The sequence below is a fragment of the Streptomyces poriferorum genome (assembly GCF_019399235.1).
Lineage (GTDB): Bacteria > Actinomycetota > Actinomycetes > Streptomycetales > Streptomycetaceae > Streptomyces > Streptomyces poriferorum.
In genome coordinates, this window is sequence record NZ_JAELVH010000057.1 from 25,421 (window position 1) to 38,490 (window position 13,070).

Annotated in this window: 8 protein-coding genes; 2 read left to right on the top strand and 6 right to left on the bottom strand. The window is 71.0% G+C overall.

Going from position 1 to position 13,070, the window contains the following annotated elements; all coding sequences use genetic code 11:
• Window positions 1-120: 120 nt before the first annotated feature.
• The gene (locus JGS39_RS13165) at window positions 121-720 is read right to left on the bottom strand and encodes a TetR/AcrR family transcriptional regulator (RefSeq protein WP_219569035.1); all 600 of its coding nucleotides are present in this window, start codon (window positions 718-720) and stop codon (window positions 121-123) included.
• A gap of 152 nt (window positions 721-872) precedes the next feature.
• Between JGS39_RS13165 and JGS39_RS13170 the strand changes: the two genes are divergently transcribed.
• Complete coding sequence (locus JGS39_RS13170) at window positions 873-3,164, top strand: exo-beta-d-1,3/1,6-glucosidase (RefSeq protein WP_219569036.1); 2,292 nt, start codon at window positions 873-875, stop codon at window positions 3,162-3,164.
• Window positions 3,165-3,376: 212 nt separating this feature from the next.
• A complete protein-coding gene (locus tag JGS39_RS13175) occupies window positions 3,377-5,527 on the top strand; it encodes an MMPL family transporter (protein WP_219569037.1) in 2,151 nt (716 codons plus the stop codon).
• 5 nt (window positions 5,528-5,532) lie between these two features.
• Here the strand turns inward: JGS39_RS13175 and JGS39_RS13180 are convergent, their stop codons facing one another.
• The 5 genes from JGS39_RS13180 to JGS39_RS13200 form a co-directional block, all read right to left on the bottom strand.
• Window positions 5,533-7,200 carry an MFS transporter gene (locus JGS39_RS13180; protein ID WP_219569038.1) on the bottom strand — a complete coding sequence of 556 codons (1,668 nt, stop codon included), beginning with the start codon at window positions 7,198-7,200 and terminating at the stop codon, window positions 5,533-5,535.
• 110 nt (window positions 7,201-7,310) lie between these two features.
• The gene (locus JGS39_RS13185; RefSeq protein ID WP_219569039.1) at window positions 7,311-9,626 is read right to left on the bottom strand and encodes an arylsulfatase; all 2,316 of its coding nucleotides are present in this window, start codon (window positions 9,624-9,626) and stop codon (window positions 7,311-7,313) included.
• Window positions 9,623-11,440, bottom strand: coding sequence for a sulfatase (locus JGS39_RS13190; RefSeq protein WP_219569040.1), 1,818 nt, complete (start codon window positions 11,438-11,440; stop codon window positions 9,623-9,625). Before JGS39_RS13190 ends, JGS39_RS13185 begins: the two co-directional genes overlap by 4 nt.
• The gene (locus JGS39_RS13195) at window positions 11,437-12,267 is read right to left on the bottom strand and encodes a formylglycine-generating enzyme family protein (protein WP_219569041.1); all 831 of its coding nucleotides are present in this window, start codon (window positions 12,265-12,267) and stop codon (window positions 11,437-11,439) included. Before JGS39_RS13195 ends, JGS39_RS13190 begins: the two co-directional genes overlap by 4 nt.
• A gap of 95 nt (window positions 12,268-12,362) precedes the next feature.
• The coding region (locus JGS39_RS13200) for an ATP-binding cassette domain-containing protein (protein WP_219569042.1) at window positions 12,363-13,070 on the bottom strand (708 nt) is incomplete at its 5' end.

Here is a 13,070-nt window from a genome sequence, read left to right on the forward strand (position 1 = left end):
TTCGGAAGTTACCGGCACATGACAAGGCCGTAAAGAGGTCCGGCGCCACCTGCCGCGCTCTCCCCATGCGGACGGAAGACTTCCGGATAACGAACCGTCCGCGCCCACCCCCGGTACGACTCAGAGCGGCACGGTCAGCTGCGCCTGCAAGTGGGCGCGCATCACACCGGCCATGTCCGTCGCGCAGCCGCTGAGGAGCCACTGCGTCTGAAGTCCGTCCATCAGCGCGATCAGCTGCTGCGCCGCCTCGCCGGGGTCGATTCCCTCCCGCAGCGCCCCCGCGTCGCGGGCTTCCCCGTACGAGACCGCGGTGGTCAGGACCAGGTTGCGGTACCGCTCGACGAAATAGGCGTGAGCCGGGTGCTCGGCAGAGGTCGCCTCGGCTGCGAGTACGGAGAACAGCTCGACGATTCCCCGCCGTTCGGCGTTCAGCACGGCAAGGTCGACCAGCCGGCGCAGGCAGTCCACGCCCGTGGGCTCACCGACGGAGAACCAGTCCCCGTCCACCTCGTCGCGGTGTTCGAGAACCGCGAGCAGCAGCGACCCCTTCGTGGGGAAATGGTGCAGCAGGCCCGGGTGCGAAATGCCGCAGCGGGTCGCGATCACGCGCAGCGAGGCACCCCGGTAGCCGACCTCGCCGAACATGGCCATCGCCTGGTCGAGGATCTCCACGCGCTTGGCGCGACCCTTCGCATAGCCACGACGCGCCTCACCCGTCACTCGCCACTCTCCCGGTCAGGTCGGACAGCACCTCTGCGTACCGTCGCACACCCACATACTTACCACCCGGTCGGGATTCAGCGTACGGTGGGTCCCAGCGGCTGAGTTGTGCCGTACCGCGCCATCCCGCCGACGCTGTGAAAGGAACTCCCGTGGGCTCCTCCCCGCCTTACCTCGACCCCGCACTGTCCGTCCCGGAGCGCGTTGCCGACCTGGTCGGCCGGATGACGCTGCCGGAGAAGGCCGGCCAGATGCTTCAACTGAACGCGAAGGACGGGGTGCGGCACCTCATCGAGGACTTGCACGCGGGATCGATCCTCCACGCCTCCCCCGACCGGGTGCTGGAGGCGGCGGCGCTGACCGAGCGGACCCGGCTGCGGATCCCTCTGCTCGTCGCGGAGGACTGCATCCACGGTCACTCGTTCTGGGAGGGGGCGACGATCTACCCCACCCAGCTCGGCATGGCGGCGACCTGGGACCCGGAGCTGGTGGAGCGGATCGCCCGGGCGACGGCGGTCGAGGTGGCCGCGACGGGCGTCCACTGGACGTTCTCCCCGGTCCTGTGCATCACCCGGGACCTGCGCTGGGGGCGCGTCAGCGAGACGTTCGGTGAGGACCCGTTCCTCATCGGCGAGTTGGCCTCGGCGATGGTGCGCGGTTACCAGGGCGACGGGCTGGACGACCCGACGGCGGTCCTGGCGTGCGCGAAGCACTTCGCGGGCTACTCCGAGACCCAGGGCGGCCGGGACGCGAGCGAGGCCGACATCTCCCGGCGCAAGCTGCGCTCCTGGTTCCTGCCGCCGTTCGAGCGGGTCGCCCGCGAGGGCTGCCGGACGTTCATGCTCGGCTACCAGTCCATGGACGGGGTGCCGGTCACGGTCAACAACTGGCTGCTGAACGAGGTGCTGCGCGGTGAGTGGGGCTACACGGGCACGCTGGTGACCGACTGGGACAACGTCGGCCGCATGGTGTGGGAGCAGCACGTGTACGCCGACCACACGCAGGCGGCCGCCGCCGCGGTCCGCGCGGGCAACGACATGGTGATGACGACGCCGGCCTTCCTCGAAGGTGCCCAGGAGGCGGTCGCCACCGGCATGCTCGACGAGGCGGAGATCGACGCGGCGGTCCGGCGCGTCCTCACCCTCAAGTTCGAGCTCGGCCTCTTCGAGAATCCCCGCCACCCCGACCGCGAGCGCCAGGCCGCGGTCATCGGCAGCGCGGACCACGCAGGGCTCAACCTCGAAGCGGCGCGCCGCTCGCTGGTGCTGCTGGCCAACGACGGCACGCTGCCGCTGGCCGGCGGCCTCGGGGCCGGTCCCGACGGACGCGCGGTCGCGGGCGCCGGATCGGCGCCGCGCACGGTCGCCGTCATCGGGCCCAACGCCGACGACGCGCAGACCCAGCTCGGCGACTGGGCGGGCTCGTCGGGCCAGGCGGACTGGCTGCCGGACGGACATCCGCGCGCCATGATCCGTACCGTGCTCGACGGGTTCCGCGAGCATGTGCCGGACGGCTGGACCGTGACGCACGCCCGGGGTGCCGACATCCTGACCGTGGGCCCGGACCCCGAGGGCGCCTTCTTCCCCGACGGGCAGCCGCGGCCGGAGATCGTCGTCCCGGCGGAACCGTCCGAGGCCATGATCGCCGAGGCGGTCGCCGCTGCGGAGGCGGCCGACCACGTGGTCGCGGTCGTGGGTGACCGCATCGAGCTCGTCGGTGAGGGCCGCTCCACGGCGACCCTGGAGCTGATCGGCGGCCAGATCGCGCTGCTCGACGCGCTCGTCGCCACGGGCAAGCCGGTCGTGGTGGTCGTCATCAGCTCCAAGCCGCTCGTCCTGCCGCCCTCCGCCCACCGCGCCGCGGCGATCGTGCACGCCTTCAACCCGGGCATGCTCGGCGGCCGGGCCGTCGCGGAACTCACGCTCGGCCTGATCGAGCCGTCCGGGCGGCTGCCCCTGTCCTTCGCACGTCATGCGGGGCAGCAGCCGACGTACTACAACCAGGTCCGCGGCCAGCACGGCACACGCTACGCCGACCTGACGCAGCGTCCGGCGTTCGTGTTCGGTGAGGGCCTCAGCTACACGACGGTCACCTACACCGATCTGGAGGTGAGCACCGACGTCCTCGGAACGGGTGACACCCTGCGGGCGCGGGTCACCGTCCGCAACACGGGTGAACGTCCCGTGCTGGAGACCGTGCAGGCGTACGTCAGTGACACCGTGACCTCCGTGACCTGGGCGGAGAAGGAACTGAAGGCCTACCGTCAGGTGCGGCTCGCGCCCGGCGAGTCGCGCGAGGTCGTCATCGAACTGCCGGTCGCCGAGTGCAGCCTGGTGGACGCCGAGGGCCGGCGGATCGTCGAGCCGGGTGCGTTCGAACTCCTCGTCGGTCCGTCGTCGCGCGACGCCGTACTGCTGCGGGCGGGGTTCACGGTCAAGGGGTAGGGCCTCTCGTTCGGATCAGGCCGGTAGCCCGACCGGGGCCCGGCAGCGGCTCGGCGGCATGTCGCGGGGGCACCCCCGCGACATGGCGTCTACTGTCACCGGCACGGAACCTGAGAGCGGGTGACGTTGCGGTATCGGCGCTGTGCGGGCCGCTCCGGCGCCGCCCTCCCCCTCGATGACGACGTCACTCCTGACGCAGTACGGGGAGTGGCATGCGGGACGTGCAGCAACACCGGGCGCCGGGTCTTGCCGCCCTCATCTGCGGCCGGCGCACCAAGTGGCTGATCGTGGCCCTGTGGCTGATCGTCTTCGTCGTCGCGGCGCCGCTCGCCCAGAAGCTCACCGACGCCCAGGACAACGACGCCACCTCCTGGCTGCCGAGCAGCGCGGAGTCCACCCAGGTCCTGGAGAGCTCGAAGCAGTTCAGGCCCGAGGTCATCACCGCCATCGTCGTGTACGCGCGTGAGGACGGGCTCACCGGCGCCGATCGCACCCGGATCATCGAGGACACACGGCAGTTGCGCACCCTGGACGCGCACGGCGTGCGGGGTCCGCAGACCCGGGGGCCCGTCTACGACAAGAGCACCGCGCCCTCGGCCGCACAGGTCTTCGTGCCGATCACGATGGGCGAGGAGGGCTGGGAGCAGATCGGCCCCGCGGTCGACTCCATCCGGGAGATCGTGGGCACGAGCAGCGGCGGTCTCGCCGTGCACGTCACCGGCCCCGGCGGTGTCACGGCCGACTCCGCGGAGGCCTTCTCCGGCATCGACTCCACCCTGTTGTTCGCCGCGCTGGCGGTGGTGATCGTGATGCTGCTGATCACCTACCGCAGCCCCACCCTGCTTCTGCTGCCCGTGATCGCGGTCGTGGCCGCGCTGTTCAGCGCGCAGGCGGTGATCTATCTGCTCGCGGCGCACGCGGGCCTGACCGTGAACGGGCAGAGCGCGGGCATCCTGACGGTGCTGGTCTTCGGTGCGGGCACGGACTACGCCCTGCTGCTCGTGGCTCGCTACCGGGAGGAGTTGCGCCGCCACGAGGACCGGCACGAGGCGATGGCGCGGGCGCTGCACCGGGCCGGTCCCGCCGTGCTGGCGAGCAGCGGCACCGTGGTGCTCGGCATGCTGGTGCTGCTGGTCGCGGAGATGAACTCGACCCGGGGGCTCGGGCCCGTGGCCGCGATCGGTGTGGCGGTCGCCCTGGTCGCCATGCTCACGCTCCTGCCGGCACTGCTGGTGATCTTCGGCCGGTGGGTCTTCTGGCCGGTGATCCCGCATTTCGGATCTGCGGAACCCACCGAGCACGGCTTCTGGGCGCGGATGGGCGAACGGCAGGCCCGCCGCCCGCGCACGATCTGGATCGTCACCGCCCTGGTGCTGGCCGGCCTGTCCCTGGGACTGACCCAGCTGCGCGCGTCCGGCCTGAGCAACGCCGACTCGTTCACCGGAAAGCCCGACTCGATCACGGGCCAGGAGATCCAGGACCGCTACTTCCCCGGAGGCAGCGGCGATCCCCTGGTCGTCGTCGCAGCAGCCGGCCGCGCTCCCGCGGTGCGGGCCGCGATCGCGACGACACAGGGCGTGGTACCCGGGTCGGTCGGTACGCCGCCCGGCGCCCGGCCGGAAGCGAACGGGCAGGTCATCTTCGAGGCGACGATGACGGATCCCGCGGACAGCGAAGCCGCCAAGGACACGGTGGAGCGGGTCCGCGACGCGGTGCACGCGGTGCCGGGAGCCGATGCCCAGGTGGGCGGCAGCACCGCCGCCCTGCTCGACATGGACACCGCGACCAGGCACGACAACCTGCTGATCATCCCGCTGGTGCTCCTGGTGGTGCTCATCATCCTGGGGCTGCTGCTGCGCGCGGTGGTGGCGCCGGTCCTGCTGGTCGCGACCGTGGTGCTCTCGTTCGCCGCCGCGCTCGGCATCAGCGCGCTGGCCTTCCGTCACGTGTTCGACTACGCGGGCGAGTCGACGGACTTCCCGCTGTTCGTCTTCGTGTTCCTGGTGGCCCTCGGTATCGACTACAACATCTTCCTGTCGACAAGGATCCGCGAGGAGGCGGTCCTCCACGGCACCCGGGCAGGCGTGGTGGCGGGTCTCGCCGCCACGGGAGCGGTCATCACGTCGGCCGGCCTGGTGCTCGCCGGCACCTTCGCGGCGCTCGGCACCCTGCCGGTCGTGGTCTTCGCGGAGATCGGTTTCGCGGTGGCCCTGGGCGTGCTGCTGGACACGTTCGTCGTGCGGTCCGTACTCGTCACCTCCCTGTTCCTCGACATCGGGCCGCGGGTGTGGTGGCCGAGCCGGATGGCTCACGAGGAGGGTGCGGCGGCGCGGGAGGCCGGGGCGACGACACCGAAGGCGTAACCGGATCACCGCTCCGGACGGGGGCCTTCGCGGGCTTCCCCGCTCGGCGGCCGCGCGGCCGGATCCGGCGCTCCGGCGGTCGTCTCCTCCGCCGGCCCGCCGTCCGTCTGCCCGCCGTCTGTCTGCCCCGCACCGGGCATCGCGCCGTCGCCGCGCAGGCGCTCCAGGTCGGAGGGGCGCACCTGGATGACGATCAGGGCGATCAGGGCGGCGACGACAGCGAAGATCGCGGCGGCGACGAACGCCTGGGAGACCCCGGACGCCAGCACCTGGTCGCCCCACTGCCCCGGCAGCTCTCCGGTCCTGCGGAACTCCGCGAGCTGGGCCGGTGTCGCGTCCGCCAGGAACTTCGGTACCTGGTCGGTGGCCTCGTTGCGGCTGGCCGTGCCGAAGACCGTCACGAGGATGGACAGGCCGAGAGATCCACCCACCTGTTGCGTGGTGTTGAGAATTCCGGAGGCCGCACCGGCCTCCTTCGGCTCCACCCCGGAGACGGCCATCAGTGTCAGCGACACGAACTGCAGGCCCATGCCGAGTCCGAACACCAGCACCGGCCCCAGAAGGCTGCCCAGGTAAGAGCTGTGGACATCGGTCTGGGTCAGCCAGCCCAGGCCCGCGGCCGCCAGCAGCGCACCGGTCACCATGAAGGGTTTGGGGCCCCACTTGGGCAGCAGCTGGGAGGCGAACCCCGCACCGACCGCGATGATGGCGCTGATCGGCAGGAAGGCGAGACCCGCCTTCAGGGGGCTGAAGTCCAGGATGTTCTGCACGAACAGGGTCAGGAAGAAGAACATGCCGAACATGGCCGCGGCCAGGCTGAGCATCATTCCGTACGTGCCGGCGCGGTTGCGGTCGCGGAACATCCACAGAGGCGTGATGGGCTGCCGGGAGCGGCTCTCGATCGCGATGAACAGGCCGAGCAGCAGCACCGCCGCCGCGAACGCCGCCAGGGTGAGGGTGTCGCTCCAGCCCTCTTCGGAGGCCCGGATGAAGCCGTAGACCAGGCACACCATGCCCAGCGTCGCCGTGAGCGCGCCGAGGAGGTCGAAGTGCCCGGGATGGCGTTCGGACTCCCGGATGTAGCGGGGCGTGGCGAGCACGATCAGCAGACCGATGGGGATGTTGACGAAGAAGATCCACCGCCAGTCCAGCCACTCCACGAGCACCCCGCCCGCGAGCAGTCCGATCGCGCTGCCACCCGCCGAGACGGCCGCGAACACCCCGAACGCCCTGTTCCGGGCCGGGCCTTCGCGGAAGGTCGTGGTGATCAGCGAGAGTGCGGTCGGCGAGGCGATCGCACCGCCGACTCCCTGGAGGGAGCGTGCGGCGAGCAGTTGCCACGATTCCTGCGAGAGACCGCCTAGCAGGGAGGCGAAGACGAAGAGGGCGACGCCGAACATGAAGACTCTGCGGCGCCCGAGAATGTCACCCAGGCGCCCGCCCAGCAGAAGCAGCCCGCCGAACGTGAGCGTGTAGGCGTTGATGACCCAGGAGAGGTTCTCGGTGGAGAACCCCAGCGAGGTCTGGATGTGCGGGAGGGCGATGTTCACGATGGTGATGTCGAGCACCACCATCAGCTGGCACGAGCAGATGACGAGAAGGGCTATCCCGCTGCCGCGTCCCTTCTCCGGGGATTCGGCAGCGTGCCGGGGTGTCGCGTGGGAGCCCGTCATGGGATTGCTTGTCACTCGAGTCATCGGTGCACTCGAACCATCGGTGAACGCGGTCGTTCACTCCCCCGACGTTAGCTCTGCCCGTCGGCCGCCGCCAATCGGGTGCCCTCTCACTCGAACGCGGCGGCCGCTTGCTCGAGCGCGGAGGCCACGGCCTCCGGGGAATCGGGCCCCGGCGGCCCGGGGCGGTAGGTCACTGACCGCAGTCGGCCCTGGAAGCGGAAGGAGCGGTGGCGCTCGTAGAGCGGCCAGGAGACCGGAGACTTCCGGTCGATCCCGACGCTGATGCCCTGGAACGGTGCCATACCGATGAGCTGGTGGACGCTTCGAGCGGTGGCCCGCGCCTCGCCGTCGACGGTCAGGGTGAAAGTCCAGCGCAGCCCCCGCTCGGCCGTGGCCGCGAGCACGACCACATGCGCGCCGGGCGCCAGGGGTCCCGCGTCGGTCTCGTGGAGCACGCCGTACTCGTTGTACGCGAGGCGCAGCCGGCCGTCCTCGATGTAGAGGCTGTAGCCGCCGCCCTGGTCGCCGTGGGAGACCAGGACCCCCTCCCCCGCCTCGTCGATCACGACGGCGATCTCGAAGGAGCGCAGCGCGACCAGCCGGGAGGATCGGTAGCGCTCCAGTTCCGGAGTGCCGGGCAGCAGGGTCAGCGGACGGGCGAGCCGCTGTTCGGCCGGGTTGCGGCGCGCGAGTGCTCCGCTGAGGTCGGGCAGCGGGAAGACGCCGTTGCGCCGGGCGGCCACCTCCCAGGCGGCTGCCAGTTCCTTGACGAGGGCGGGGCGCTCGGCGGCCAGGTCGTGGATCTCGGTCGGGTCGGTCGTGATGTCGTACAGCGCCCACTCGGAGTCGTCGTAGGGCGTGCCGGGCCGGTGAAGGGTGACGAGCTTGTGGCCGTCACGGTAGTAGCTGCGGTTGCCGGTCATCTCGCAGTACTGCTCGACGTGCGTGGAGGCGTGGTCCGGGTCGGCGAGCACGGGGGCGAAACTGACGCCGTCCGGCTCCTGGAGCGTGACACCCCGCCGTACGGCGGGCCGCTCCAGCCCGGCCAGCCGCAGGAGAGTGGGTGCGATGTCGGTGACGTACTGGTATTGGCCGCGCAGCCCGGGGGCGAGCCGGCCCTCGCGGGCTCCCTTCGGCCACGAGAGCACGAAGGGGACGCGGACGCCGCCGGCGTAGGTGTGTCCCTTGTACAGGCGGAAGGGAGTGTTGGAGGCCATGCCCCAGCCACGCGGGTAGTGCACCAGGCTGCGCGGCCCGCCGATCAGTTCCGGGTCGCGGTCGACGTCCGGCGTCCAGTCACCGGGGAGGGCGGGGTGGTGGACGAAGCGGCTGAAGTAGGAGCGGGTGCCCTCGGCGCCGCCCTCCCCGGTGCCGCCGTTGTCGGAGGTGAAGACGATGACGGTGTTGTCGAGCTCGCCGAGTGCGTCGAGGGTCTCGGTGAGCCGTCCAAGGTTCTGGTCGATGTTGTCGACGAGGGCCGCGTACACCTCCATGTAGCGGGCGTAGAGCTTCTGCTGCTCCTCCGTGAGGCTCGCCCAGGCGGGCACGTCGAGTCCGGCCTCGCTGTTGCGGTCGGGCAGTTCGGTGCCCGGCGGGAGGAGACCGCCGGCGAGCTGGGCGGCGAAGCGGCGCTCGCGCAGCACGTCCCAGCCCTCGTCGTAACGGCCCCGGTGGCGGGCGATGTCCTCCGCCTTGGCCTGGAGAGGGCCGTGGACGGCGTTGTGCGCCAGGTAGAGGAAGAACGGCTTGTCGGGGTCGTGGGCGCGCAGCGACTTCACCATGGCGATCGCCTGGTCGGTGATGTCGTCCGTGTAGTAGTAGTCGTCGGGGAACTCGTCGATGTCCAGAGGGCTGTTGTCGCGGACGAGCTGGTGCGGGTGGAAGAGGCTGGTGAGGCCCTCCAGGACGCCGTAGTACTGGTCGAAGCCCTTGCGCAGCGGCCAGTTGTCCCGGTCGTCGGCGGCGTTGGACGCCGAGTCGCGGACCAGGTGCCATTTGCCGACGGCGTAGGTGGCGTATCCGGAGTCGTGGAGGAGTTCGGCGAGGGTGGGGATGTCGTCGGCGATCTCCATGCCGTAGCCGGGGAATCCGGGGTCGGAGTTGGCGACCATGGCGTAGCCGACGCGGTGCGGATTGAGGCCGGTGAGAAGGGCGGCGCGGGCGGGTGAGCACAGCGGCATGGTGTGGTAGTTGCTGAGTCGTACGCCGTCCTCGGCCAGGGCGGCCAGGGTGGGGGTGGCGATCTCGGAGCCGAACGGGGCGATGTCGCTGTACCCCATGTCGTCGACGAGCACGACGACGATGTTGGGAGCCTTGGGTCCCGGGGTGCGGGATGTGGGCCAGGCCGGTTCGGAATCGGCGAAGGTACGGCCGATCCGGCCGGGGAACCCTTCGTAGGGGTCGCGGCGGGTGCTGGTGGTCATCGGCTGGAAGCTCCGTCGTGGTGCGTCGGGGGGAGCGGGAAGAGGCGGGCCAGTTCGTCCGCGAGGGCGGCGAGTTGGGCACGCCCGGGGTGGCCGGCGAAGGCCGCGATCTGAAGGAGTGAGCCGGCGCCGCGTACGGTCAGCAGCTCGGTGTCGAGCAGGCCGGGAACGATGCGGCGGATCGCCTCGGTGGCGGCGGGTTCGGCCAGCAGCCGTGCCACCGGGGTACGGAGACCGAGCGCGCCCTCGGTGAACTCGTCGGACCGGGCTGCCGGTTCACGGGCCGCCTCGGCACGCTCGCGCTGGGCTGCGACCAGGAGATGGGCCTCGTCGACCTCCCCGGGATCGTGCGGGAGGCCGAGCCGGGTGTACTGGTCGGCGGGCGCCTCGCTCGCCCTCAGCCGCTCGACCAGGAGCCGGATCATGCGCAGTTCGACCGTGTCGTCGACGAGCGGCTTCTCCTGGTGCGGGTCGGTGGCGAGGTCGAACAGGAGCGAGCCGAAGCGCTGCGGTCCCAACAGCGGGGACGGGTTGGCCTCGATCCTGAGGGTGCGTACGCCTTTGGTGAAGCCGAACGGTTCGGCCAGGGACAGGTCCGAGAGTTCCGCCGGGGTGAATCGGCCGCGGATGCGGGTCGGCATGAGGGTGTGTTCGTACAGCGGCCGGTTGGTGTCGTCGTGGCACGCCCGCATGTAGACGTACCGGCCGTCGGTGACGTTCACATGGCCGCCGAACATGCCGAAGAGGGCTGATTCCCGGGGCTGCCGTGCCGTCGCGGTCTCGCGCAGCGGGCGCCCCTGCATGTCCGGGGTACGGTCGGCACCGAAGAAGTCGAGGAGGGTCGGGGCGAGGTCGATCGTCTGGACGAGCGCGTCGTCACGGCTGCCGGCCCGGTCCGGACTGCGCGGGTCGTGCACGAAGAGCGGGGTGTGGACGAGTTCGTTGTACCAGGGGGTGACGACCTTCGCCCACCAGCCCTTCTCGCCCAGCAGATATCCGTGGTCGGTGCAGACGACCAGCAGGGTGTCGTCCCACAGACCGTGCTCGTCCATCGCGTCGAGGACCCGGCCGAGCGAGTGGTCGCACATGGAGAGCAGCGCCGCGTACTCGTAACGGGCGTGGTCCTCCTGGCCCTTCGTCTCGGTGACCCGGTTGTAGTCGGGCCAGTCGAAGTGCGGACCCTCGTAGTCGTGCGGGTAGAGGTCCTTGTAGTGGTCCTGGGTGAAGAAGGGTTCGTGCGGATCGAACGTCTCGATCTGTACGAACCAGTTGTCCTCGGCGTGGTTGGTGCGCAGGAACTCCAGGCCGGCGTCGAAGGTGAGGGTCTGCGGCTGCTTCGCCTCGGTGTCCAGGTGCGGGCGGTTGACCCAGTCCTGGCGCCACAGGTCGTTGCGTGTGGTGCGAAGGTCCTCGGGGATCTCGGGCTCCGCGACCTGCCCCTTCCACGGGTCACCCTCCTGGCCGCGGAAGAACTCCCAGGAGTTGTAGCGGCCGTGGTAGGTGGCACCGCCGTCCTCCCAGTAGTGCTGGTGGTCACTCACGAGGTGGGTGTAGACGCCGTGCCGCTTGAGGATCTCGGGCATCGAGTCGTCGAACGGCTCCAGCGGTCCCCAGCCCCGGTGCAGGAAGTTGTGGCGTCCGGTGTGCAGTTCGCGCCGGGCCGGCATGCACGGCATGGAGCCCGCGTAACAGGTGTCGTAGGTGACGGTGCGCGCGGCGAGGCGCCGGAAGTTCGGGGCGTGGATCCAGTCGGCTCCGTACGGCGGCAGCAGATGCCGGTTGAGGCTGTCGAACATCACCATGATGGCCTTCACGGGCGGGTACGTCCTTTGGCGGCGGAGTGCGGGGCGAGGTCACGCGCACAGCGGAATCCGCCGTGGCCGGTCGAGGAGTCGGGGGTGTTGTGGGAGCGGGCGGCGACGCGGTAGCGGTTGCAGTACGAGGCGTGGCACAGGTAGGAGCCGCCGCGGATGACGCGTTCGCCGGTCCCGTGGGCGTCGGCACACCATTCCCAGACGTTGCCCGAGGTGTTGTGGAGTCCGTATCCGTTGGGTTCGTAGGCGGTGACGGGCACCGTGCCGGTACGGCCGCCCGGCCGGTCGGAGCGGTGCGGGAACGGCCCGCGCCAGATGTTGCACCGCTCGCGTCCGCCGGGAGCGAGTTCGTCGCCCCAGGGGTAGCGGGCGCCCTCGATGCCGCCGCGGGCCGCGTACTCCCATTCGGTCTCGGTGGGCAGCCGCAGCCCGGCCCAGTCGCCGTAGGCGCGGGCGTCGTCGTGGGAGACGTGGACGACAGGGTGGTCGGCCCGGTCGGTGATGCCTGAGCCAGGGCCCTCGGGCGCCTGCCACGTCGCCCCTTCGACGCCGAGCCACCACGGCGCTCCGGGCACCCGGCCGATGACGTGGCGCGCGGCGGCCGGGGCGACGAGGAGATGGAACACGTAGGAACTGCCGTGGCGTTCGGCGTCGGTGCGGTAGCCGGTGGCGCCGGCGAAGACGGCCCACTCGGCGTTGCTGACGGCGGTGGTGTCGATGGCGAACGGGGCCACGGTCACCTCGCGCACCGGCCCTTCCCGGTCGGCGAGGTATCCCTCACCGAAGGCGTCTCCCATCCGGAAGACTCCTCCGGTCAGTTCGGCCATCGCCCGGTGCGCCACGGGCGGTGGCGGCGCCGCACGGCGTACCGAGGGCAGCGGGAGGACTCCCGTACAGGGGCGGCCGGGAGCGCAGCACGCGCTCACGCGAGCGCTCCCGTCTTCTGCGTCGCCCCGGCGCGGGTGGCCGGGGGGACGGGTTCCGGGGCCGCCGCCAGCAGGGCGCGGGTGTACGGGTCGCGGGGGTGCTCGCAGACCTCGTCGGCGCTGCCGGTCTCCACGATGCGGCCCCGGTGCATGACCGCGATGCGGTGGCTCACCTGCCGGACGACGGCGAGGTCATGGGCGATGAAGACCAGCGCGAGCCCGAGGTCGCGCTGGAGGTCGGTGAGCAGGCCGACGATCTGGGCCTGGACGGACACGTCGAGCGCGGAGACGGGTTCGTCGCAGATGAGGACGGAGGGTTCGGGGGCGAGCGCCCGGGCGATGCCGATGCGCTGGCGCTGACCGCCGGAGAAGGAGCGCGGATGCCGGTCGGCGACGGCCGGGTCCAGACCCGCCCGGCGCAGCAGTTCCGCCACCCGCTCCTGCCGTTCGTCCCGGTCGCCCAGGCCGAAGGCGATCAGGGGTTCGGCGACGATCTCGCCGACCGTCATCCGGGGGTTGAGCGAGGCGTACGGGTCCTGGAACACCATCTGGACCTGGCGGCGCACGGCGTGCAGGGCGCGCCTGGAGGGCCGGGTGACGTCCTCGCCCCGCAGCCGGACGGTGCCGCCGTCCGAGGTGTGGGCGTGGGCCAGCACCCGGGCCAGCGTGGACTTCCCGGAACCGGACTCGCCGACGACGCCGAG